This window comes from Pseudomonas sp. NPDC089534 (genome assembly GCF_044749305.1).
In the GTDB taxonomy this organism is placed as follows: domain Bacteria; phylum Pseudomonadota; class Gammaproteobacteria; order Pseudomonadales; family Pseudomonadaceae; genus Aquipseudomonas; species Aquipseudomonas ekonensis.
Genome location: NZ_JBIVHR010000036.1, coordinates 31,624 through 55,835, shown reverse-complemented (window position 1 = coordinate 55,835; position 24,212 = coordinate 31,624). Strand labels below are relative to the sequence as shown.

General features: G+C 65.3%; 13 protein-coding genes. 6 read left to right on the top strand and 7 right to left on the bottom strand.

The window, feature by feature from the left end; translation table 11 throughout:
* Nucleotides 1-285, bottom strand: a 285-nt coding sequence (locus ACIP0B_RS13705) for a pyruvate kinase (RefSeq protein ID WP_400832620.1), incomplete at its 3' end; no start/stop codon positions are given.
* Nucleotides 286-456: 171 nt separating this feature from the next.
* Between ACIP0B_RS13705 and ACIP0B_RS13700 the strand changes: the two genes are divergently transcribed.
* The 6 genes from ACIP0B_RS13700 (at nt 457) to ACIP0B_RS13675 (ending at nt 17,161) form a co-directional block, all read left to right on the top strand.
* The gene (locus ACIP0B_RS13700) at nt 457-843 is read left to right on the top strand and encodes a tol-pal system YbgF family protein (RefSeq protein ID WP_085580382.1); all 387 of its coding nucleotides are present in this window, start codon (nt 457-459) and stop codon (nt 841-843) included.
* A 225-nt stretch (nt 844-1,068) separates the two neighbouring features.
* The gene (locus ACIP0B_RS13695) at nt 1,069-1,428 is read left to right on the top strand and encodes a PilZ domain-containing protein (protein WP_400832617.1); all 360 of its coding nucleotides are present in this window, start codon (nt 1,069-1,071) and stop codon (nt 1,426-1,428) included.
* Between the two features lie 1,726 nt (nt 1,429-3,154).
* Nucleotides 3,155-4,984 (top strand): hypothetical protein, encoded by a 1,830-nt coding sequence (locus tag ACIP0B_RS13690; RefSeq protein ID WP_400832615.1) that lies wholly within the window; start codon nt 3,155-3,157, stop codon nt 4,982-4,984.
* 148 nt (nt 4,985-5,132) lie between these two features.
* On the top strand, nt 5,133-8,726 hold the full coding sequence (locus ACIP0B_RS13685; RefSeq protein ID WP_400832613.1) for a Tc toxin subunit A: 3,594 nt from the start codon (nt 5,133-5,135) through the stop codon (nt 8,724-8,726).
* Between the two features lie 55 nt (nt 8,727-8,781).
* A complete protein-coding gene (locus tag ACIP0B_RS13680; protein ID WP_400832611.1) occupies nt 8,782-12,873 on the top strand; it encodes a neuraminidase-like domain-containing protein in 4,092 nt (1,363 codons plus the stop codon).
* Nucleotides 12,866-17,161 carry a hypothetical protein gene (locus ACIP0B_RS13675; protein WP_400832609.1) on the top strand — a complete coding sequence of 1,432 codons (4,296 nt, stop codon included), beginning with the start codon at nt 12,866-12,868 and terminating at the stop codon, nt 17,159-17,161. Before ACIP0B_RS13680 ends, ACIP0B_RS13675 begins: the two co-directional genes overlap by 8 nt.
* Before the next feature lie 40 nt (nt 17,162-17,201).
* Here the strand turns inward: ACIP0B_RS13675 and ACIP0B_RS13670 are convergent, their stop codons facing one another.
* From ACIP0B_RS13670 to ACIP0B_RS13645, 6 genes are all read right to left on the bottom strand, one after another.
* Nucleotides 17,202-18,530 (bottom strand): DUF58 domain-containing protein, encoded by a 1,329-nt coding sequence (locus ACIP0B_RS13670; protein ID WP_400832608.1) that lies wholly within the window; start codon nt 18,528-18,530, stop codon nt 17,202-17,204.
* A 148-nt stretch (nt 18,531-18,678) separates the two neighbouring features.
* Entirely contained in the window at nt 18,679-19,680 is a 1,002-nt protein-coding gene (locus tag ACIP0B_RS13665; protein ID WP_400832606.1) for an AAA family ATPase, read from the bottom strand.
* The gene (locus ACIP0B_RS13660; protein WP_400832604.1) at nt 19,677-20,840 is read right to left on the bottom strand and encodes a DUF4350 domain-containing protein; all 1,164 of its coding nucleotides are present in this window, start codon (nt 20,838-20,840) and stop codon (nt 19,677-19,679) included. Before ACIP0B_RS13660 ends, ACIP0B_RS13665 begins: the two co-directional genes overlap by 4 nt.
* Nucleotides 20,837-22,381 (bottom strand): DUF4129 domain-containing protein, encoded by a 1,545-nt coding sequence (locus ACIP0B_RS13655; protein WP_400832602.1) that lies wholly within the window; start codon nt 22,379-22,381, stop codon nt 20,837-20,839. Before ACIP0B_RS13655 ends, ACIP0B_RS13660 begins: the two co-directional genes overlap by 4 nt.
* Nucleotides 22,368-23,345, bottom strand: coding sequence for a stage II sporulation protein M (locus ACIP0B_RS13650; protein WP_400832600.1), 978 nt, complete (start codon nt 23,343-23,345; stop codon nt 22,368-22,370). Before ACIP0B_RS13650 ends, ACIP0B_RS13655 begins: the two co-directional genes overlap by 14 nt.
* On the bottom strand, nt 23,342-24,067 hold the full coding sequence (locus ACIP0B_RS13645) for an RDD family protein (RefSeq protein ID WP_400832598.1): 726 nt from the start codon (nt 24,065-24,067) through the stop codon (nt 23,342-23,344). Before ACIP0B_RS13645 ends, ACIP0B_RS13650 begins: the two co-directional genes overlap by 4 nt.
* Nucleotides 24,068-24,212 lie beyond the last annotated feature (145 nt).

Here is a 24,212-nt window from a genome sequence, read left to right as displayed (position 1 = left end):
CTCGTCGATGAAGCTCAGGATCAGTTCCTTGGCGCGCAGGCTGTTGGCGAATTTGGCGATACGGATCTTCGGGCCTTGCAGGTCACCCAGCAGCGCCACGAAGCGGCCGTGCTTGGCGGCCAGGTCACGCACCAGCTTGGCGCGAGCCTTGTGCTCGTCGGGGGTGCCGTGGGAGAAGTTCAGGCGGGCGACGTCCAGGCCAGCCAGAATCAGCTGTTCGAGAACTTCCGGCGAGTGACTGGCCGGGCCAAGGGTAGCGACGATTTTGGTACGACGGACGGACATGCAAAGACTCCTCAGGTTCAAGCGCCAGCGAAGGCTACTATGCTCTCGGGGTGTAGTCATTGTTCGTTTGCACTACTTAACGTTTTCTTTTTTGAACGCGACAATCGGCACAAACGGTTCTGAAGATTTCCCGCACAAGGTCGATACAGAGCTCAAGACAGGAGAACCCCCATGCGATTGTTGCCCATTGCCGCCCTTGCCCTCAGCGTCCTCGCCGTGACGGGCTGCACCCGTTGGTCGATGAACCACCACCTGAACAACGCCTACAGCGCCTACGACCGGGGCAACTGCGAGCAGGTGATGCTTGAGCTTTCCAAGGTCGAGCGCGCCAGCCGTGCCCGCCCGTACGTGTGGCCGGAAGTGTCGATGATGCGCGGCCAGTGCCTGGAGCGGCAGAAGATGTTCATCGACGCGGCCCAGACCTACCAGTTCATCATCGCCTCGTACCCCAACAGCGAATACGCCTACCGCGCCCGTGCGCGCCTGGAAACCCTGCAGAGCCTGGGCCATTACCCGACCCGCAGCGCCGCTGCGCCGGTGCGTCCGACCCGCTTCTGATGGCGGTTGTCATACAAAAGCTGTCGGCGTGTACAACCTGAGCTATAGTCGAATCATTCCGGTTCGGCCATGGATCCGACCGGAGCAACACCTGCGACCGGCTGCAGTCAGGTGACGGCGATGTAGCGACCGTCACACCGGAAGCGGGGAGAGCGGGCCTTGGGCAGTGACCCGTTCCGAAGCACAGTGCGGCCCGGGCACAGGGCCTTGCGTGGCGATACGCTCATGTTTACCGAACGTCGGATCGAACGGCATCAACTGCCGTATTTCTTGCGGGTGTTCAACAGCGTCACCGACCGGCCCATCGGCTTCATCGGCAATGTGTCCGAAGACGGCCTGATGCTCATCAGCCAGTTGCCGATGATGATCGGGGCGGAGTTCAGCCTGCGCCTGAAAATTCCCGTGGGGGACGGTTGCCAGCAGGTGATCGATCTCACCGCGTGTTGCCTGTGGTGCCATGAGGACGCCACCCCCCGGCACTACGACGCCGGCTTCAGCCTGCACCGGCCGCCGCCGGAGTATGGGCAACTGATCGAGGCGTTGCGCCAGTACTTCAGCTTTCAGCCGTTGCCGGCCTCGGCCTGATTCCCATCCCTTACTTAAAGGCTTCGCGGGCAAGCTCGCTCCCATACTGTGTTTGGGTGGTCGCTACCGAAACCTTTGAGAGCGGCTTGCCCGCGAAAGCGTCAACGCACTCAACGCCCTTCCCATCTGACCATCCGGTGCCCTTCCATTCGTAGTTCGGGATTGGAAATCGATCCTGCGTTTTTTATGCGTTTTTGATCTCCATGACTGTCAGGTCTGACAGTGGTGATCGATTCAGCTCGACCGTAGGCTTTGGGCAAAACTAACAATCCCTGAATCGAGATCATCTGAAATGACTGACGACAATGATGATGCAAAAGGCGAGGATTGGTTGGAGGCAGGAGTACAGACTTCCAATGGTGCGCAAATCCCAGGATTCGAAGATGGTTCATTTCGCGAAAGGGGCGAAGGCATTCAGTATTCTGAGGTCTTTTGGGCGGATGCACTCAAGACAACCCTTCATCAGACCCATATACGGGTGCCTTCGTTGAAGACCCAATTGGAGTGTCTATATAAATTCGAAAATGGTCGAGTTTACGTAAAGACATTGCGTTATCACATGACCACCAGATACGGAACTTGGAGAAGGGCCAATATCGATTTGTTAATTTTTTCCGGGGAACAAGCTCGCAAGAACTCGCCTGACTCTATGCTCCAAGACGACCAATGGCATGACTATGAGGTGCTCTTAGACGCGGGCCTGATTGATCCTGGTAACGGCGCAGTTATAGTTATTGAGGTGGACTATGATGGCTTTGACAATGATGCTGAGCCTCATGAACGCAGGGGAGAGCGTTTTATCCCCTCAAGGAAACCGATCATTGAAGTGCCAGCCTTTAACGCACTGGTCGGAATGCCTTTTGTCGTTTCCGGAAGAAACGGGATTAGCTGGCCCATGTTTGGGAGGATTGATTTCCTGTGCAACTCCAACGGGAATGTGGTCTCTCTTGGATCTGTGACCGTGGAAAATAATAGCGGAAGCTGGCTCAAGTACATTGCGCTACCTTCGGGAGTCAACGCCTTCTACGCAGAACAAGTCCTCCAAACTCTGAGTGGAGTTCAGAATTCCGGGCCAACGGATCCCGTTACGATCCGGCGGGATGTCACAGCACCTGTAATCACGTCGCCGATATCGAATTCAACAATTTCCATACGTAGACCTGTCGTTTCAGGCACGGGCACTTCTGGTGCCGTCGTCAAAATCTATCAATCCGGCTCCGGCGTAATCCTGTATGGCCAGGCGACTGTCAATGGGAGTGACACCTGGTCAACGACATTGCAGCGCGACTTGCCGGATGGCGCTTTTGTATTCACTGCCAACCAAACGCTCAATGGTGTCGAGTCTCCTTGGGCGCGCGATGTCCCCGTCATAGTGCTGCCCAAGATACCGGCGATCACCAGCCCAGCAGCCAACACTTTGCAGAGTTCAACGTTCACGGTTTCAGGTTCGGGCGGCGAGGCCGGTGCGAAGGTTGACGTCCTGCTCGATATCGCCGGCACTAGGGTCGGCCAAAGCGCGACGCTGACAGGGGACGCATGGAGCGCCTCGGTGACCGTCAGCCTCGGGCCTGTTTCGTTGGTGGCCAAGCAGATAAAAGGTCAGTTTGAGTCATTGCCCAGTGCCCCCCGCGCCTTCAAGATCCGCCCCCCAGCCCTGACCGCCGTCACCGCCACCTCATCCGGCACCGACGTGAAGTTCACAGGCGCTGGCCACACAGGTGCCACGGTGCAGCTCTCGGTCGTCAGCGAACCCGGTGGCACGGCTCCGCCCAATGTGACGGTCACCTCAGGACGCTGGGAAACCACCGCCGCCAATTGGCCCTTCGGCACCTACCAGCTCAAGGCGATCCAGAAAGTCTCGGACAACGCCGGCGGTTGGATCGAATCCCAGCCTTATACCTTCACCGTCAATCACACGTTCCCGAATCCGACAGATGTCGCGTTCACGACGGACTATCAGCCGACCTTTTCCGGCAAAGGGCTGAACGGCGCGGCGGTGAGGCTCTTTGACGAGGGCGGCACCGTGCCGCTGGCACCCGATGCCGTTGTCGGCGGTGGCCAATGGTCGGTGCGGGTGTCGCAGGTGTGGGGGCCGACCTGGGAGCGGTCCGTGCGGGTCAAGCAGTTCCTCAATGGACAGGAATCCAATGGGGACAAGGTCAACGTCACCATCCCGCCCAAGGCGCCGACGCTCGACGCTCCGGTCGAGGACGGCCTGTCCCCGCAATGGAACGGCACTTGCTGGCCGGATGCGACAGTGAACATCGAGTTCAGTGACAGCACCACCGTCCACACGGTGCCCGGAACCGGCGGCGTCTGGTCGTTCCGTCGCGTCACCGATTTCGAGCCGGGCATTGTCCACACCGTCACGGTCACCCAGACCGCCGCCAGTCAGACGTCGGCGGACGTGTCGCGCACGTTCACCGTCGATGCCCCCTTGCCCAAACCCGACATCACCTACCCGGCCCAGAACGCCGAGGTGGGGACTGAGGTGACCGTGCGCGGGGAAAACGGCGCGGCCGGCGCGACGATGCAGTTGCGCGACGCCCAGTTCGGCAGACCGCTGGGGGCACCCAAAACGCTGACAAGCGACGGCGCGTGGTCCATCGACCTGACGGCGCTGGAGTTTCGCCAGTACACCATCGACGCCAGGCAGGCGCGCAACGGCCGGGAGTCCGAGCGCAGCGACTTGCGCGTGTTCCGGGTGGTGCTGCCGCCGCCGGTCTTCGAGGCGCCGGAGCAGGGCGGCACGTTGCCGCGCACCGCGACGCTGTCGGGCACGGCCATGCCCGGCGGGAAGGTCGAGGTGCTGCTGGAGGGCGACAGCGAACCGCTGCTCAAGGGCATCGCCGTGGATGCCGAAGGCCGTTGGAAGGGCGAGGTGAGCTTGCCCGTCGGCCCCAAGACCCTGCGCGCCCGGCAAACGTTCGAGTCCCTGACGTCCCGGGACAGCCCGCCGCTGGCGTTCAGCGTCGTGCCCGCCGCGCCGTTCATCGAGACCCCGGTGACGGACGAGCCCATCGGGCGGCGGGTGGTGGTCTCCGGCTTCGGGGTGCCGGGCGATACGGTGTCGGTGAGCCTGGCCGGCGCCAACCGCTCGGTGTCGGCGCAGGCCCCGGTGCTGGGGGACCGCACCTGGTCGGTGACCTTGCTCAGTGACCTGCCCGGCGGCGACTGCGAGGTGACGGCGGTGGCGTCGTTCGACGGTTTCGAGTCGGCGGGGGGCCGGCGCCGGGTGGTGCTGGAGACGTTCCTGCCGGGCATCGATCTGCCGGCGCCGGGGCAGTGGGCCGCTCATCCGGTCGTCTTCAAGGGCCAGGGGCGGCCGGGCAGCGGGCAGGTGACGAGCTGGTTCGACCCGGAGCAGGTCTGGACACCGGTCATGCCGGTGACCGCCGCCGGCTGGCAGGGCAGCGCTGCTCAGGCAGTCCCGGCGGGAGGCCAGTGGTGCCGGTTCAGGCAGACCCTCACCGACGGCGCCGCCGGGCCGACGGTGTCCGGTTGGCAGGAGAGCGAGCGCTTCGAAGCGTTGGCCCCGGAGGCGCCCCGTTCCTGATGCCGGATAACCGATGGATGGTCTAGTTAACTGTCATTTATGACAGTGGACGGACGACGATTCATGGCGCCAAATCTCATCAAATCCATGTGCAGCCTGGCGTATTCGCCAGGCTGCTGCGGACAGTCTCTGCCTGAGGAGCCCGAAGATGCGCGACGCTGCCGAACGCCCCGCCCTGCAACTGTTTCAACAGGTCTTCAAGGATCAGGGCCCTGCCGGTCTTGAGGATTACCTCAAATCCGGCGGCTCGGTCTTCGCGCTGGTGGAAAAGGGTGTCCGGGCCCTGGCCGACGAGTACGGGATGAGCGACGAGTCGGCCCGGGCCTTCATGCGCAGGGCCAACAGCCTCGTCACCTATGCCCGGCGCCGTTACATCGAGCATCGGCTGACCGGCGAGGGGCAAGCGGCGGCGGGCGCCTCCAGCGGCTTGCTGTCGATGGTGACCGGGCCCACCTACGAGCGCCTGTTCAATACGCCGTTCGACGAACTCTGCCCGGCGGATGCCCTGGAGTCCCTCGCCTCGCCGGTGGCGTACCTGATCGAACTGCTGCGCTGGATACGCGACCGCATCGAACCCTATGGCGTGGACACCTACCCGCTGCACGAGCGCCGGGCCGACCTGAAACGGCTGTCGGTGGATTTCAATGCCGTGCACCGGTCGATGTCTTCGGTGGACATCATCGTGGCGGTGCTGGAGAGCTTCATCGCCGAACACGGTTCGGGTCAGCCGGTAGAGCAAGCCTTGATCGAGTCGCGATACCCGAACGGGCTGCCCTTTTACCAGCACTGGGTTTCGCTGGACGCCGTCGCCCGACGCAACGGCTTGCTGGTGGGCGACTTTGCGCACAAGGTCGACCTGTCGTTTCCCTATTTCCTTAGCCGTCAGGCTTGGGGCACCGATGCCAGCCGTGCGCTGGCCCATGCCTCGCGGCTGGGGCCTTATCAGCGGCGGTTGCTGGCGGAGCCTGCAGTGGAGTTCGAAGACCGGGAAGACTTCTACGCACGGAATTTCGGTGCCGACGGCCTGTCCTGGCAGAACCTCAATCAATTGCTGTTTTTCGGTGAGCGGACAAAGCTGGACACGCCGGGCGTCGAGGCCTTGCTCTCGATCCGCGGGTTTGCGCCTGTTCGCTCCGCCAATGTGACTTACGCCGATGCGGCACCGGCCGAGGACGAAAGCGAACGCTCAGGCTCCGTCTACCTCAATGCCAACACGGCACCGGCCGTGAGCCTCAGCAGGGCCGCAGACGGTCCTTCGGTCCTGCACCGCTTGTCCGTCAGCCCGCTGGACGCAGCCGGATTGGCCCGTTACGACCGGATGAACCGCAAAGTGCGCCTGGACGCCTGGCTGGGGCTGCCCTGCGATCAGGTGGACGCCTTGCTGGTGGCTGCCATCAATGCCGAAGCGCGTGGGGGCGGCACGGCCGACCCCTGGTGGATTTCGGAAAACGTGGTGCATGCGCTGGGGCTGTTTCAGTCGTTGCGTGAGCGCTATGGCTGGACGGCGCCGGACTTTGCGGCGTTCATCGATTCGATGGCGATCTATGGCCGGGGAGAGGCCGCCTGTCACTTCGATCAGGTGTTCAATCGGCAGAGCGACTACCGCCAGCCCCTGAAGCTCGATGGCTTGCCTTTTGCGGTGTTGCCGGCCGAAGGGGACACCGATCTGACGGTCAACCAGCTGTGCAGCGGATTGGGCATCGATCCGCTGACCTACGGCTATCTGGCCGTGGCCATCGCCCAGGCCCGCGAGGCCGGCGAAACCCTGGTGCGCAGCCCGGCGGTGGTGTCGGCGTTCTACCGTCTGGTGACGCTGCCCAGGCTGCTGGGCATCACGCCGGTCGAAGGTCTGCTGATGCTGAACGCGCTGGGCGGCGAGGAGTGGGTCAACGGCCTGGCGGGCGATCCCTGGATCAACACAGGGGGGAGTGAGGCGGCGGGCGTGTTGAACCTCATCCACGCCTTGCATTCCTGTGTGCAGTGGTGCCGTGACCGCGACCTGCCGGTGCTGTGGATGCTGCAGCAGGTTGCTGCGCCGCAACCGTCGAGCGCGGCGTCCGATGCGCAGCGGCAACTGTTCGACAAGGTTGTCAGCCTGCTGCCGGCAGCCCTGTTTTCCAACAACGGGCTCTTGATGGCCGGCGTGCCGCCGCTGCCGGCGGCCGACTGGCTTGGATTGCTGGGGGCGCTGGTGGACGGCGACGGCCTGGTGCGGCCATTCGCAGGAACGGAGGAGGAGTACCTGAGCAAGGCCCGCGAGGTGCTGGACCATGCGGTCACCGACGGTCTGGGCGAGATCGGCGCCGACGTCCGGGCGGTCATTGTCGAGCAGATGCTGGGGGTGCTCCTGCTGGCCAGGCAGGCGCAGATGGCGGTGGTTCAGCAAGCGGTGGCGGTGTACGTCACGCTTGAGGAGGCGCTGGTTCCGCCGGTGCTGGACTGGGCGGACGTCTCGATCCACGGGTTTCTGCGCCTGGTGCAGGAGCGGAGGACGGGGGCGGAGGAACCGGTGCGCGAGCGCAATCAGTTGCCGGATCCCTTGCTCACGCTGCTGGCCGACATCCAGCGCCGCAGCGAGGTCGTGGCGAAGCTGGGCCTGAGTGTCGCCCTGCTGCGCGATTATCTGGCATACGGGCACAAGGCTTGGCTGAACCAGGACGACCGGCACGGGCTTTCGGTCAGAACGCTCTATTACCTCACGTTGCTCAGCCGGGCTTTTGCGATGAGCGAGCAGCCCGAGCAGAAGCTGCTCGACTATCTGTGGCAGGTCAATCATTTGCCTGACGTTTCAGGCGATGCCTTGTGGCTGGCGCAGCAGGCCGCGTCGATCAGGCTGGCCGAGTTCTTTGGCTGGAGCGTTCAGGACGTTCGCGAGTGCGTCAGCCGGATCGATCCGTCGGGCCTCAAGGTGCTCAAGAACCTGGTTCAACTGGATGTGCTGATGCGGGTGCGCGCGCTCTCGGCGGACAGCGGCATGGACGCCTTGACCGTCTTCCTGATCGGACGCCTGCCCGAAGAGGTGGACACCCAGGCCTATGCCGATGCCGCCGAACACGCATTGCTGAGCCTCACTGAGAGCCGTGCCCCGGGGGGGCGCATCGCCGGAGGGGTGCAACAGCTCGTGCAGATGAGCTGCGTCGCCGACAGGTCCGAAGTCGTCGCCAACAAGCCTGGCGAAAGCATCCGGTTCACGGTGACGCTCAAGGGGGCCGACGGCCGGCCCTTGAGCGGGGTCATGGTGCACTGGCGGGCGGCCTTGGGCAGCGTGGCCGCACAAGCCACCGCAACGGACGGGACGGTTGAGGCGGATTACCTGCCGGGCAAGGTGACGGGCACCGATACGCCGGCCTATTGGCTGGACCTGTTCGACGAACAACTGGCCCCCACCGTCCAGGTCACGTTTGAGACGGCCTCGCTGCAGTTCCCGGCCCCGCTCAAGTCGCCGGTGCCGTTGGACACTGTGGAGCCCGGCGGTGAAGCGGAACTGTATGCCGTGCTCATGGACGCCTACGGCAATCCGGGCGCCAACAGCCTGGTGCAGTGGTTCGCTGAGCCGGAAGAAGAGGGCGGTCAAGCCGTCATCCGTCCCCGGCAGACCTTCACCGATCCGCGGGGGCTTGTGCGGGTGTTCGTCTCCAGCCCCACCGGCGGCACCTTCACCCTGAGCGTGCTCAGCGAGGCCAGCGAAAAGAGAACTTACTTCGACCCCATCACGTTCGCCGCCCCGACGGTCTTCGCATGACCTGGCCGGTCGAGCGGGTGTGTCTGGACGGATCATCACTGCAGGAGGATGGCTCATGGAACAGGACACGATGGCTGCGCTGCTGGAAAAACGGCGCGCTGCGCTGGTGGATTACTGCATCGGCCAGGTCAACGGTGCCGGGGATCGGGACTATGGCTTTCTGCGCACGCCGGCCGACCTGTTCGAACTGCTGCGCATGGATCCGCTGGACAGCTATGGGGTGCAGAGTTCCTGGGTGGCCGAAGCGACCAGTTGCGCCCAGCAGTACATCCATGCGGTGTACCGCAAGCTGGAGCCCGGGTTCGGCGAGCATCAGTTCGACAAGGACGATGTGGCCACCTGGGCGCTTTACGGCAACTACCCGGACTGGGCGGCGCTGCAACTGATCGAACTCTACCCCGAGAACTTCATCAACCCGTTCGTGCGCCGGCGCAAGACCAGCCTGTTCAAGACCCTGGAAAACAACCTCAACCAGACGCGTCTGGGCACCGACAGCGTGCAGGCGGCGCTGCGCGATTACCTGCAGGCCTTCGAGCTGACCTGCAACCTCGATGTCATCAGCGGTTACATGGACTACAGGGCCGGCGGTTCCCCCGCGAAAGCGGACTACTACTTCGTCGGCCGCCAAAGGACCGCGCCGTTCCAGTATTTCTGGCGCAAGGCGCAGGTCGAGCTGTCGCCGGACTGCACCGCCATCAATCCGGCCGCGTGGGGGGAGTGGCAACCGGTGGACATTCCTGCCGAGGCCAAGGTGCTGGATATGCGCCCGGTGTTCTGGAGCGGACGCCTGTGCCTGGTCTGGGCCCATTGGCGCGACAAGGTCGAGGGGCGGACGGCGGACGAATACCTGCCGCACAGGCTGGACATTCAGCTGGCCTTCATGACGCAGAACGGCCAGTGGTCGGCGCCGATGGCGCTGGCCGGGCGCGAATTCGATGAGGACCTGTCCGCGGGCTGCCGGCTGGTGGTGACCGTGTGGGCCGACCGCCACCACCCCAAGGGCAAGCTGGGAGTACTGCTGACGAACGGGAAGAACGGCGCGGGCTCGTTGCGGGAAGCCGCAGTGCGCGACGTGCTGATGCGGCCCGTGGCGGACGATGACGGCGGTTGGCTGGAGCATGCGGCCAGTCATCGGTTCCTGAATGCCCTGGTGGTGCAGCACCCGTTGCTGAACCAGCCGACCGTGGTGCCCACCGTTGTATCGGCCATCAACCTGACGCCCTTTCTGGACGTGCAGGCGCTGGCGTTCCGCGTCGACGAAGAGGACTGGCTGGTGATCCAGGGGCTTTGCCGGGCGACGAGGCTGAGCGGGAATCCGGTGACGCTGAAGTTCGATCTGGTCAATGGAGCGGCGGGCGATCCTGCGCCTATCGAAAAGAGCTTTCCGCTCGCCGGCGGCTGGAGCACGGACTGGCAGGTCTTCAAGCGTGCCAAAGGCTCGTTTGCCCAACCGGTGACCTTCACTTGGGGGAACAGCACGGTCATCCACAAGAAGTTTGATCTGACCATCATCAACGTCACGGGCTTCGACCCGGCGACCCTGCTGAAAAACGAACTGGACGCGGCGCAGTTCCTCTCCCTGCTGCAACCGGAGCTGGCCCTCAAGTTCGCTCGCCTGAACTCGCTGTTCGGGCCTGAACTGGTGCAGCGCTCCAACGTGTCCGTCGATGCGGTGCTGGACTGGGACACGCAGTTTCTCGACGAGCCGCCGCCCGACTCGGGCCCGATCACTGAGCTCAACGGCGCGTTCGACGGCGCCAACGGCCTGTTCTTCTGGGAGCTGTTCTTCCACCTGCCGCACCTGGTGGCGACGCGGCTGCGCGCCGAGGACCGGTTCAGCCAGGCGCAGGACTGGCTGCATTACCTGTTCGATCCGCAGGCAGCGGCCGACCCCGAGGATCCGCCGACGGCCAATCCCAAGCCGCAGTATTGGCGTTGCCGGCCCTTGGTGAAGCCCGGCAACCTGGGTTGCGAAAGCCTGTATCCGACCGACCCCGACGCCATCGGTTACGCGGCGCCCAGGCACTTTCAGATTTTGGTGTTCACCGAGTACGTCAGCAACCTGATGGCCTGGGGCGACTGGTACTACCGCCAGCTCACCCGTGACAGCCTGGTGGCGGCGAAGCTGTGTTACGTGCAGGCCGAGTTCCTGATGGGCAAGGCACCTTCGGCGCGAACCACGAACCAATGGCGGACCGACACGGTCGCCAACCTGTTGGGCAGGAGCGCATCGCGCCCGGCGCTCGACCGGTTCGAGCGGGAACTGGACTTCAGCCTCGCCGAGGTCCCTGCCGCCAGCGATGCCGTGCCCCGGCTCGGGCTGCTGGCCAATGAGCCTTTCGAGACGCCGATCAACCAGCCGTTGCTCGACCTGTTCGCGTTGCCGGGCCAGCGGCTGTTCAACCTGCGCAACAACCTCACCCTCGACGGCAAACCGCTGCAGATCCCGCTGTTCAGCCCGCCCACGGACCCGAACCAGCTGCTGCGCGACCTGGCGAACGGGGGCACCGGAGCGCCGCGGCCCATGGGGGGACGGCTGGCGGTGGGAGCGTTCCGCTGGCGGGTGACCTTCGAGGCCGCCCTGCGCGCCGTGCAGACCTTGCAGGAGTTCGGCAATCAGGTGCTGCGTTTCCTTGAGCAGCGCGACCGCTGCGAGCAAGAGGACCTGCAGCAGAACCATCTGATCGAACTGGGCGCTTATGCCCAGACCGTGCAGGAGCAGAGCATCAGCCAACAGGAGGCCGGTGTTGCCGCCCTGGTCCGCAGCCGGGCCGTCGCCCAGGAGCGTGCCGATGCCTATGCGCAACGGCACGCCGAGAACGTCACGGCGGTCGAGTACGACGTCATGGAAAACCTGTATCGCTCGAAAAACATGGCGTTGGTCTCATCGGACATCAAGCCTGCCGCGGCGATATTGGCGTCGTTACCCATCATCTTCGGCGTGGCCAATGGCGGGGGCCGCCTGGACGCGGTTCTCGATGCCGTGAGTTTCGGGCTGGGCATCGGCGCCGGGGCGTTGCAGATCGACGCCGACAAGCAGGCCGCCACCGAAGGCTATCGCCGCCGCCGTGAGGAGTGGGCGCTGCTGCGGGATCAGGCGTTGGCGGAAGTGCTGGCCATCGATGAGCAGATCACCGCGCAGACCCACGCCGTGCAGGCGGCGAAGACCGGCCTGCAACAGACGCTGCGGGCCAACGGCCAGGCCCGGACGGTCTATGACTTCCTGAAAAAGCGCGCGAGCAACACCGAGCTGTACGGCTGGCTGCTCGGCCAGCTCAAGGCCTTGCACTACCAGGCCTACGACGCCGTGGTCAGCCTGTGCCTCAACGCCCAGGCTTCGCTCAGCGCCGAAACCGGCGACTACGACTCGGTCATTCCCTTGCCGCAGGTCTGGCTCGACAACCGTCACGGCCTGACGGCGGGCGAGCACTTGCGCGGTCACCTGTTGCGCATGGAGCGCGAATACCTGCAACGGCATGAGCGCCGGCTGGAGGTGGTCAAGACCGTCTCCCTGCGCAAGCTGTTCGACGACCGCCTCGAACCCCAACCGGGACTCGACGGTTGGGAGGCCGCGCTGCAGCATTTGCTGGACACCGGGACGCTGGAGTTCCGGCTCACCCAATTGCTGTTCGATCGCGACCATCCGGGGCATTACTGCCGGCAGATCGGTTCGCTGGAGGTGGATCTGCCGGTGCTGGCCGGGCCTTACGAAGACGTCCGTGCCACGTTGCTGCAGGTCGGCAGCATGACCGCGACCAAGGCCACCGCCCAGTCGGTGAAGTATCTGCACACCCCCCAGCAAGGCGTCGCGCCGGCCGATGTGCAGGTCAACCTGCGCAGCGGCCAGCAGATCGCCCTGTCGCTGGGCATGGCCGCCAGCGGCATGCACGGGACCAAGCCGGACGAGGGCCTGCTCAACCCCTTCGAGTGCACCGGTGCGGTGTCCGCCTGGCGCCTGTCGTTCCCGTGGCCGAAAAAGGAACCGCAGGTGTCCATGCTCGGTTCGCTGACCGACATCATCGTGCGCATCCGCTACACCGCCAAGGCCGGGGAACCGACGTTTCTGCGTACCGTGCAGGACATGGTGACCCAGATCGAAAGCAGCACCCGCAACATCACTGACGAAGGGGGGCGCGGTCATGAGTGAATCAGGCGTTCAGGCGAACCAGAGCCTGGTGCTCAACGGGGCGTTCACCGAAGCGTTCACCCATTGGCGCAAAGGGACGCTCAATCCGGACTGGCTGGCGATTGAAGCGGAGGCGTATCAGGGGGGCATGATCCGTCTCCTGGCGGCCGGCAACGGGTCGTCGGTGAGCCAGGCCCTGTCGGCGCCCAAGACGCCTTCCCCCGGCGCACGCTATGTCTTGAGCTTTCTGTGCGAGACGCGGCACACCGAAGCCGGGTGGCTGCGCGTCAGCATTCAGGGGCGCCCCGAGAAACTGGAGATCCCGCTGCTGCCGGGTGCGTCGCGCGACCTCGAGGCGGATCGGGCGCGTCTGGCCGCCGGACTGCCGCTGGAGTTGCGGCCGCGCGAGTACCGCGAGGAACTGGCGCTGTCGTTCAGCGGCCAGGACACGCTGGTGGTCGAGGTGCAGAGTCCGGCCAACGCGCCCGGCGACTACCTGTCGAAAATCTGCATCACCCGTATCCGGCTTGAGGTGCATCTGGAGCCGGCGACGATGCAGTCGTTGATCCTCGATGAGCAACCGCTGACGCCTGGGCAGACGGTCTATCTGTGCAAGGGCGCCACGTCGGCCCAGGCCCACCGCCTGGGCTTCGGCGTGGCGCCGGACAGCGCCTGGCATGCCACCCGGGCGGCGCTGACCAGCGACGGCAATCCGCAGCAAGCGGTCGTGGCCACGCCTGCCTGGGGTGAAGACCAACCGCTGGACCTGCCCTGGATCCTCGATTGCCCGGTGATCGGCGAAGACGGGGCCGAGCTGTTCACCGTCAACCTGGTCAACCAATACACCGCCGATCCCTATCTGCTCACGGTGTCGCTGGGGCATCACCGCCTGGTGTTCCTCGACACGCTGGAGGCGGCCCATTACCCGGTGCTGGCGCTCAAGCAGAGCGTCCGGCTGGGGGTGCAGGTGGCGTCGCACTATACCGGCCAGCCATTGGGCGGACGGACGGTGACCTGGCGGGTGGCGGGGCAGACGCTTGCGGCTGCGGACTCGGATCCGCAGGGCTGGGCCTGGTTCGATTACCTGCCCGGCGCCGCAGGGGACTTCATCGTCGAGGCCTCGGTGGACAGCCCCTACTATGCCGGCGGTGCAATCAGCGCCCCGTTTGAGGTGCGGGTGCTGGCGACCGATCCGTGGAGCGACGCACTGGCAGTGGTCGAAGGCGAGGCACTGCCCTGGGCGCAGAAAACCGGCTATCCCAACCGCGGTACGGATTACCTGCTCAGGGTGAGGTTGCCTGCGGGGAGCCCGATGCTCGGGACTGAGGTTTCATTGCATTGGCGCGGCGATTCGCACGAACAGTTGGGGGTGGGCGTCAGACCGGCGCTCGGCCAGCCGCAGTCCGTCGAAAGCACAAACTTCGACTGGACCCTGTCGAGCGAAGACCGGCTGGACGGGCAGTTCAGCCTGACACTGGTCTGCTCGAAGCTGCTGCACCCTTCGCCGGCCAAACCCATGTCGCTGGCGCGCAATGTGGTGCGGATCGGCGAGGTGCGCGAAGCCGACCGGTTTCCGGTGGTGGACGAGGGCGAAAGCGTGCTGCTGCGGGTTCAGGTCATCCACGTGGTCTCCAGCGGCGACGGCGACCCGGTGAGCAATGCGCTAGTGGATTGGGTGACGCCCGAAGGCACGGTTTCGACCCGCTCGGGAGCGGGGGGCTGGGCGAGCGTGCTGTACCGTCCGGCGGGGGCCGGCGACCTGGTGGTGACGGCCCGGGTCAGGGCCCACGCCGAAGCCATTGCCGTGGAGCGGCCGTTTGCCGTGACGGCACTGGCGACCAGCCCGTGGAAGGACCGGATCAGGATCCTGTTCGATGAGCGCGACGTGGATCTGGTCGGCACGGGGTTGCTGTGCCGGCGCGGCGGTGCGCATGTGCTGAAGGTCCTGCCGGTTGCGGGCAGTCCGTTCATCGGGCAATCCGTCACGCTGGACTGGCGCGCGGGCGATCCGGGCATCGGGCTGAGCGTCAGCGGGCTCGGCACCGGCAGGATCCTGACCGCCACGGGACTCGAATGGACGTTCAGCTCCCCGGCGCCGGAAAGCCTCAGCGCATTGTTTGCCCTGCAACTGTCGACCGGCATCGCCGCCTCGCCCAGGGAACTGACCGGGCGACTGATTGCGGCGAACCTGGCGGACGAACTGACGGTGATGCTCGATCAGGTGACGCAGCCGCCGGCGGGGCAACCTTTCTATCCATGCCTGGGGGCCCGGCATGCCGTCCGGTATTTGCCCAATCCCCTGAGCCCGCTGGTGGGCCTGCAGGGCCGGCTCGTGTGGCAGGGAACCCCCGCCGACGAGTTGCAGGCCGGGGTCGAGCCGCCCCTGGACCGTGCGCAGCCGATCGAGGACGGCGGTGTGGCCTGGGCGCTGGACTTCACGTCGAGCCCGTCGGCCGGAAGCTTTTCCCTGGCCCTGGAGCTGTCGGCGTTGGGCGTGGGATTGCAGGCGGACGCGATGCAGTTGGGGCACAACCGGCTGCGTGTCGCCAACCGTCGTGATACGGCCGTCGACCCGGTGGTCGGCCAGGACCGCGCCTGGCTCTGGGTGCAGGTCGAATCGGTGTTCACCGGCCAGCCTGTGGCGCAGGCCAGCGTGGACTGGAGCGCTCAGGGTGAGGTGGTCAGCCGGACCAGCGACGAGACCGGCTGGAGCGGGTTCGGGTTCGCGCCGGCCCTGGCCGGCGAACACACGGTCGAGGCGCAGGTGCTGAGCCGTTTCGACGGTTTCCAGGAACGGCGTTCGTTCCCGGTGACGGCATTGGCGGACGATCCGTGGCGCAGCGTGCAGGTTCGCTTCGATGGCCAGCCTGCCAGCCGCTGGGGCGAGCAGACGTTCTTCCCGCGGCGCAAGGGCGAGCACCGCATCGAAGTGCTGGCCGAGGCGGGCAGCCCGTTGCTGGAACGCAGCCTGACCCTGGGCCTGACGGGCACCGGTCCCGCCGAACTGGGCCTGCAGTTCCAGGCACCGGGGCTCGGGACGCCGCGCCTGTTCTCCGGCATCGGCCTGCATTACCTGCTCAGGTGCGGCGACATCAAGGACGGCGGCTTCGCCCTGCGCCTGGGGGCCGAGCGGTTGGCCAGCCTGTCGCCGGCCAATGCGATGTCGTTGGGTGAGGGGGCGCACGTCATGAAAATCGAAGGTTTGGCCAGCACTTATCAGACGCTCGACTGGGGGCAGGAATTGGTCGAACAGGTGAGGGTGATTGCTTCGACCACCGGTAGACCCATGGTGGGTGTGACGGTTACCTGGGAACACCCGGATCTGGGACGAGTAACCAGCCAGACTGATTTTTATGGTGTGGCGAGGGTTCATTTCACGCCCGTTACCACGGGGGCGAATGCATTGAAGGTTTCGCTGGGAAATGGGCTGCATCTGAATCTGGCGTTCACGCTCAATGAGCCGCGGAGAATCAGCGAGCTGTATGACCCTGACGGTTTGCAGCCATCATTTGAACAACCCGAAGTACTAGCCCGAGCCGTTGTGGTATCGGCATTTACCGGGGTGCCATTAGAGGGCGTAGAGGTCCGTTGGGACTATTCTGGGCATTTCTTGTCAACTTCGTTGACTGATGCCAACGGCGTCGCGGAGTTTCTTTTTACATACCCCTCACAGGAAGAAAAAGGCCTTCTAGAAGCAACTGTAAAAGGTGGTTTGGCAGGGTGGGACACTACAAGCATTTTGTTTGACAGAGGCAAAGCCAAGGTTGAATCATTGGTGAGTCCGTATCAGGTTGTCGGGCGTTGGGGGAAACTCATCATCGCGCGAATAAAAGTAGTCGGACATTTTTTCGGGCAGCCAATGGATGGGGTTGTAGTCAATTGGGCGTTCCCGGGACGTGGGTTGCCATCTACTGTTACGGATGCAGAGGGTCGCTCGACTATAGAGTTCGGGTCGCCACAAACGCTGGGTACCCATCTGCTAGAGGCAACTATTGGTGTGGGTGAGTCGCGTTTTCTGGAGTTTGAAATTGTCGACCAGGCTACCCTTCCTTCAATTTATTCAATCGGAATGCTGCATCAAGATAATTTCATTGGCGGTACGGCGCACATTCGCATAATTCTAAAAAACGGTACCGGTGCTTCGTTGGAAGGAGAGGAAATTTTCTGGACTTATCCAGGTATAGATTTGCCCTCCACAGAGACGGATGCGAATGGGGTCGCAGATATCAAGTTTGTAATACCAAACGCGGGAGCAATCAGAGCCCATGTCCGAGGGGGAAGCAATATGGGCTTGAGGCTGCTTTGGTAACCGTGGACACAGCGTCGCTCTTGAACCTTGGCGATGTGATTTATCCACCTGCTTTCTTCCATTCTAAATAGCGCGTTATCAACTCGGCGCCCAATTCTCCCGGCCGTACATCCACCACCGGAACCCCATGAGCTCTTAACTGCTCATGGAGCTCCGCCCGCGCATTGAGATAATCCACGGTGCCGCAATACGCCAACGCTTCATCCAGTGTCTGCACCGGTAAGCTGAGTACCTGATCCAGCGTCGCCTCGCGCAGGCTCGCCACCAGCACCTGATGTCGTTGGCTCAAGTGCTTGACCGCCACGTGCAGATCATCGTCATCCTCATCGCGCAGGTTGGTCATCAGCACCACCAGGGCCCGACGCTTCTGCCGTGTCAGCAGTTTCTGGGCAGCGCTCTGGTAATCCGCCGAGCGCTGACTGCTTTCAAGGTCATAGATGGCGTTGAGCAATACATTGAGCTGTCCGCTGCCCTTGACCGGCGCCAGGTAACGGGACTGCTCGCCGGCAAACGTGCACAACCCCACCGCATCCCCCTGGCGCAACGCCACATAACTGAGCAACAGACACGCGTTCAACGCATGGTCGAAGTGCGACAGCTCATCGTCCTGGCTGCGCATGCGCCGCCCGCAATCGAGCAGGAACATGATCTGCTGGTCGCGCTCGTCCTGATACTCGCGGGCGATCGGCGTGCGCTGGCGGGCGGTGGCTTTCCAGTCGATCTGGCGCAGGCTGTCGCCTTCGCGGAATTCGCGCAGCTGGTGGAACTCCAGGCCTTGTCCGCGCCGTTGCCGCTGGCGCACGCCGAGCTGGCTGAGCCAGTTGTCCACCGCCAACAGTTGCCCCCCGTAGAGCCGGGCGAAGTCGGGATAGACGCGGGTGTGGTCGGTCACGTCCAGCAGGCGCTTGCCCGACCACAGGCCCAAGGGGCTCGGCAGGTTGATCTCGCAATGCCCGAAGCTGAAATGGCCGCGCTTGAGCGGCCGCACGCGATAGCTGGCCTGGCTGCGCTGGCCCGGCTGCAGCTCAAGCGTCAGCGGCAGGTGTTCGAAGTCGATGCCGTCCGGTACGTGGTCGAAAAGCCGGATGCGCAGCGGTTCGGCAAAGTCGTGCACGACCTCCAGGCTCACTTCGCCCCAGCGGCCGAGCGCCAGGCTGCCCGGTATTCGCCGCTGCACGCGGGGCAGGGGCAGGCGCGTGAGGCGGACGGCGTCCAGCGCTGCCAGCACCAGCAGCGCCAGCAGCAGGCCCCAGTTGACCGCCACCCAGCTCGGCGGGAACTCGACGTCCATCGCACTCAAGCTGCCCAGCAGGAGACCCAGGGCCAGCAGGGCCGACAGCCAGACCAGCAGCCGTTTCGACGGTTTCATGGGCGCGTCCCCCTTGTGGCGAGGGAGCTTGCTCCCGCTGGGCTGCGCAGCAGACCTGAACAGGCGCGACGGTTCCGCGGGGCGGTTACGCGACCGCTGCGCAGCCGAGCGGGAGCAAACTCATTCATCACAAGTGGGATGGGCATGGTCACAGGCGCGGCGCCGGCACTTGGTCGAGCAACTGCAGGAGCACCTGGTCCACGTGCAGGCCCTCGATGTCCAGCTCCGGCGCGACGCGTACCCGATGGCGCAGCACGGCGAGCGCGCAGCCCTTGATGTCGTCCGGAACCACGAACTCCGCGCCGCGCAACACGGCGCGGGCACGGCCGCAGCGCACCAGGGCGATGGAGGCCCGGGGACCTGCGCCGAGGCTCAGCCCCGGCCAACTGCGGGTGCTGCGGGCCAGGCGCACGGCGTAGTCGAGCACCTGGTCGTCCAGCGGCAGGTCGCTGGCGATGCGTTGCAGGGCCTGGACGTCCTTGGCCTGCAGCACCGTGCGCAGCGGCTGCACGTCGAGCATGTCGGCACGGCTGGAGCGGGTGACCTGGCGCACCATTTCCAGTTCCTGGTCGGCGTCGGGGTAGTCCATGCGCACCTTGAGCATGAACCGGTCGAGTTCGGCTTCCGGCAGCGGGTAGGTGCCTTCCTGCTCGATCGGGTTCTGGGTGGCCAGCACCATGAACGGTTGCGCGATGGGCAGGGCACGCCCCTCCAGGGTGACCTGGCGCTCCTGCATGGCCTCCAGCAGGGCGGCCTGGGTCTTGGCCGGCGCACGGTTGATTTCGTCGGCCAGCAGAAGGTGGGTGAACAGCGGCCCCTTGCGCAGCTTGAACTGTTCGGTCTGCAGGTCGTACACCGCGTGACCGGTGACGTCGCTGGGCATCAGGTCCGGGGTGAACTGGATGCGCGCGAACTCGCCGCCGAACGTCTTGGCCAGGGCCCGGACGAGCAAGGTCTTGCCGAGTCCCGGCACGCCTTCGAGCAATACGTGGCCGCCGGCGATCAGGGCGGTCAGCACATCGTCGATCACGCTGTCCTGGCCGATCAGGGCCTTGCGCAATTCGCCGCGCACCGCCTGCGCCAACTGACTGGCCCGCTGGCGTTGCTGGGCGGCATGGCTGGCCGTGCCGGGCTCGATCTGTTCGTTCATAGGGCGTTCCTCAAGGATTGCAGGTGGGCGACCTGCCGGGCGAATTCGACGCTGGACAGGCGTTGCTTGCGCACCGGGCTCAGGGCCTGGCTGATGGCCCGGGTCGGCTGCCGGGTCAGGCGCGACAGCGCCAGCCATTGTTCGGCGACGTTCAGCCGGTCGAACCCCGGGTGCCGGCGCCGGGCCCGGCGCAATACGTCCTGTTGCAGGGCTTGCAGCAGCGCGTGCTGACCGTTGTGGCGCAGGATGAAGCCGGCGCTGGCGCGCAAGTGTTCCTGCAAGCGCCGGCGTCCGGTCGGGGCGGGCGCGCGGACCGGGCCGTGCCGCACGCCGACGTGCCACAGCCACAGCGCGATCAGGGCCGCGAGGGCCACGACGGCCTGCGGGAAGTGGCGCCAGAGCAGGGTCGGCAGTCCGTCGTGTTCGGTGTTGAACAGCAAGGTCACCGCGGTGTCGGCGCTCAGGTACCAGAGCAGCCAGGCGTTGTCGTGCCGAGCGATGTCCGGGGTCTTCCAGAGTTCGGCATCGGTGACCACGGTGATCGTGCCGAGGCCGTAGGCCAGCTGCATCATGTGGGTGGCCCTGGCGCTGTTGGCCCAGGCCTGCGCCAGGTTCTTGGGGTCGTCCAGATGAAAGTCGGTGTCGAACCCGGCATAGGCCGGGGCGTCTTCGTCCTCCAGGTACAGCTTGGTCAGGTCCGGATAGGGATCGTCCGCCGCGTCCGGCGCCGGCTCCTTGAGATCCTTGCTCAGCGACTGATGCAACTGCACGCGGTCGAGCAACAGGTCGTTGCTCTGGCCGCTGCGTTCGTCCCACAAGGACTCGGCGACAAACACCAGCCGCCCACCGGCACGGGCCCAGTTCAGCGTCTGGTCGACCTGGCGCGGGGTCATGCCCGAGCGGTCGCCGAACAGCAGCAGCGTGTGCCGGCGCGGGTCGATCCCGGGCAGGGCGCTCAGGCTTTCGGCATGGGCGACGGACAGGCCCCGCCCGCGCAGGAACAGTTCCGCCGCCAGATAAGGGTTGGCCCGTGCGGCGGGTGAGGGGCCCTGGTCGATCACCTGCCGGTAGGGCTCGGCCTTGAGGTACAGATAGAGGCACAGCGCACCCAGCAGGGCGACGGCCACCACGCCGGCCAGTCTGGCGGCGCGCCGGGTCAATGCGCCGCTCCCGGGCCGAACAGGGTGCGCCAGCCGTCGCACAGCTCCTGTTGCAGGTGCGCCGCCGGCACCCGGTGCCCGTAGGCCATGTTCTGCCAGTGTCCGGTCAGGCTGCGGCTGAACGCGAGCAGTTCCGGGCGCTGCAACTGCTCGATCCGCACCAGCACCTGGCTTTCGGTGTCGGCGGGTTTGAGCGTCAGGCCGAAGTCGTGCAGCAGGTGGCTGAGCAAGGCGCGGTAGAGCAGGCCAAGCGCTGCGCGGGGTTGGGTCGCCCAAAGCTGTTCGGCGCTGGCGGCGATGTCGTCGGGCAGCGTTTCCCGGTTCAGGTCGAGGCCAAAGGCCTGTTGAGTCACCGGTCGTCGGGGGCGCTGCGGCGACGTGGGGCGACGGCTGACGAATGCCTGCAGCCAGTCGCGGTAGCGCCAGACCAGCCAGACGAGTGCGGTCGACAAGGCGCCCCACAACAGCGCTTCAATCAGTTGCGCCACTCCGTTGAAATGCCGGCCGTCCAGCCAGTCGAGCAGTGTTTCCAGCCATTGCGGCACGGCGCCTTCGCGACCTGTTCCTGGCGTGTCGGGATCGTCGCCGAAGCGGTAGCGGGTGACGGTTTGCGTGTTCTTGAACGGCGGCTGCTCCAGCAAGGCCTTGATGCTGTCGCGGGAGGCCTGGCTGGTCAAAGGCTGGTGCAGCAGGCGCGGCGCATCCGGGGCGTCGGCCGGTTCAGCCGCCCAGGTCGGCGGCGGGGTCGGCAACAGCAGGGCCGCCGCCAGGAGCAGGGCCGGCGCGAGGCCGTTCAGGCGCTGGCGCAGGCGCCGGAACACCAGTTCGATGTCCCAGGCCTCCAGCACGGTGCGCCGGTTCAGGTAAAGGCTGAACCCGCAGGCCACGTAGACCGGCCCCCACGCCACCAACACCAGGGCATAGAAGGCGTTGGTCAGGTGCTCCAGCCATAGCCAGTCGCGGTCGGCGGCCAGGATCAGGTCCTGCCAGTCCCAGTCGGTTTCGACCTGCCGGGGCAGCAGCAGGTAGAACAGCACCATCAGGCCGATCCACAGCGCGGTCTCCAGATGGACGCCAATGATCGTCAGCCACTGCGCCGCGCCCGCATTGCGTTGCAGCAGCACCTGCAAGCGCTGCTGGCGCGCGTTGCCGGACAGCCCTTCGAGCTGCACCACCGGCAGCAGGAAGCTGCGGCTCAAGCTCAGGCGCCGCCAGGTCAGGCTGGCCAGCAACTGCGGCTTGAGCAGGCGTGGCCATTCGCGCAGGGCTTGTTTGAGGGTAGGCGTTTCACCGAACAGGGCCTTGGAGAGGATGTACAGCGGCAGGCGCTCATAGGCCGGCTTGAGCCACCAGAAAATGAACAGGGCCAGCGACGGCGAGCGCCACAGCGACAGGCTCAGCAGGGCAAACAACGGCAGGGTGACGATGGCCCAGGCGGTCATCAGCAGCCGCCGGTGCCGCTGGCTCATGAGCACGCCCAGATCCATGGCTTCCCAGGTCGTGCGCGGGCGGATCGCCACGGTGGCGTCACTCAGGCGCATGGCGAGGCTTTCCGGCAAACAGCAGATAGGTGGCGACCAAAGCCCACAGCCCGGCGCCAACCCCGTACTTGGTCAGTGGCGCAACGGTGGTGCGCGATGACCAGTAGGCTTCGATGAAGGCGGCGATCAGCAGGAACAGCATGACCCCGCACACCAGCGATACGCTGCGGCGCGCCGCGTGCCGGAGCGCTTCACCGCGGGAGAGACGGCCGGGCGCGACCAGCGCCCAACCCAGCTTCAGCCCCGCCGCACCGGACAGCGCGATGGCCGTCAGCTCGAAGGCGCCGTGCCCGATCACGAACGACCAGAACGGCTGGCCGAAACCGATGCCGCTCAGATGGCCGGCCACCGCGCCGATGAACAGACCGTTGTAGACCAGGTAGAAAACGCTGCCCAGCCCCAGCAGCAAGCCGCCGGCGAACGTCTGGAAGGCGATGCCGGTGTTGTGCATGACGTAGTAGCCGAACATCACCCAGTCCTCGCTGGCCGCGCGTTCGGCCGAACGGCCGAGGTGCCCGGCAGCCGGGTCGTACATGCCTTGCATCTCACGCACCTGATCGGCGGGGATCAGGTGGTAGACAAGGTCGGGGAACAGGGACGCCAGAACGCCGAAGCCGATCAGGCTGCCGAAGAACAGCAGCGCGGCGGCCAGCACGAACCGCCATTCTTCCCGGACCGCGACGGGCAACCCGGCCAGGATGAAACCCGCCAGCCCGGCGCCGGGATGGCTGCGCTGGCGATAGAGCTGCTGATGGCCGCGCAGCGCCTGCTGTTGCAGCGAGTCGATCAGGAAACTGCTGTAGCCCCGCTCCTGCGCCAGGGCCAGATGCTGGCAGAGCCGGCGGTAGGCCTTGGGGAAGCCGGCCACCTGCGACGTGTCCTTGCCTCGCTCCAGGCGTTCGAGGGCCAGCGCGAAGCGCTCCCATTCGGCCTTGTGGCGGTTCTCGAAAAGGCTCTGTTTCATGTCGGGCCCAACAGTCCGCGGGCGATGCCGTTGAGTTCGGCGACGGCCTCGGGTGCGCTGATGCGCAAGGGCCGGGCGAGCAGGGCGGCCAGTTCGTCGACCCGAGCCGGCGACAGTTCGCCTTGGCGTTCGGCAAACCCGAGCACGGCGCGCTGCTCGCTCAGGGTGAGGGGCAACGGACAGCGGCGGGGCTGCGCATCGGGCAGTTGCGGACGGTGGGGCGGACGTTCTGCGTAGACCACCAGCGTACCGGCGGCGATGTCGCCCAGGCGTTTGAAGGTCGGGTGCTGCAGGCAGCTGAGGGCGCCGAGGAAGTAGCCGAACGGCATCAGGTCGACGAAGCGCAACAGGTTGCGCAGCAGCGAGGCCGGCCAGCCGACCGGCGTGCCGTCGTCGTGCACCACCCGCAGGCCCATCCACTGCTTGCCCGGCGAACGGCCCTGGCGCAGCACCTCGAACAGCACCATGTACCACCAGCTCACCCCGAACAGCAGGAGCGAACCCAGGCCCATGCCGAGCCTGCCCAACGCCGCCAGCGCGAGGAACAGCACGCCGAGCATCGCCCCGCGCAGGGCCAGGTCGATGGCGAACGCCACGGCGCGCACCATCAGGCCGGCCGGCCGCAAAGGCAGGTCGATGCCTTCGGGCGTCTCGACCTGATGCCGGGTGTCCAGCGGTGGAACCAGCGGTGCTTTCCTTGGCGGTGCTGACGGCTCGAACATGGGCTACCTGAAATGTCGCCGGATGGGATACGAGTGTGTCCGATGCTAGCAGCCTCTCGGGGGAAAACGACATAACTATGTACCGCACACGGCACGACGAAATGTGCGTGGATGATGCCGCGCTGGTCGTGACGGCGGTCGAGCG

What these genes read in the sequence shown, in the direction of transcription:
- ACIP0B_RS13700 (WP_085580382.1), top strand. Translation starts at nt 457, where the DNA reads ATGCGATTGTTGCCCATTGCCGCCCTTGCCCTCAGCGTCCTCGCCGTG.
- ACIP0B_RS13665 (WP_400832606.1), bottom strand. Translation starts at nt 19,680, where the DNA reads ATGAACGAACAGATCGAGCCCGGCACGGCCAGCCATGCCGCCCAGCAA.
- ACIP0B_RS13685 (WP_400832613.1), top strand. Translation starts at nt 5,133, where the DNA reads ATGCGCGACGCTGCCGAACGCCCCGCCCTGCAACTGTTTCAACAGGTC.
- ACIP0B_RS13680 (WP_400832611.1), top strand. Translation starts at nt 8,782, where the DNA reads ATGGAACAGGACACGATGGCTGCGCTGCTGGAAAAACGGCGCGCTGCG.
- ACIP0B_RS13675 (WP_400832609.1), top strand. Translation starts at nt 12,866, where the DNA reads ATGAGTGAATCAGGCGTTCAGGCGAACCAGAGCCTGGTGCTCAACGGG.
- ACIP0B_RS13695 (WP_400832617.1), top strand. Translation starts at nt 1,069, where the DNA reads ATGTTTACCGAACGTCGGATCGAACGGCATCAACTGCCGTATTTCTTG.
- ACIP0B_RS13655 (WP_400832602.1), bottom strand. Translation starts at nt 22,381, where the DNA reads ATGCGCCTGAGTGACGCCACCGTGGCGATCCGCCCGCGCACGACCTGG.
- ACIP0B_RS13670 (WP_400832608.1), bottom strand. Translation starts at nt 18,530, where the DNA reads ATGAAACCGTCGAAACGGCTGCTGGTCTGGCTGTCGGCCCTGCTGGCC.
- ACIP0B_RS13645 (WP_400832598.1), bottom strand. Translation starts at nt 24,067, where the DNA reads ATGTTCGAGCCGTCAGCACCGCCAAGGAAAGCACCGCTGGTTCCACCG.
- ACIP0B_RS13650 (WP_400832600.1), bottom strand. Translation starts at nt 23,345, where the DNA reads ATGAAACAGAGCCTTTTCGAGAACCGCCACAAGGCCGAATGGGAGCGC.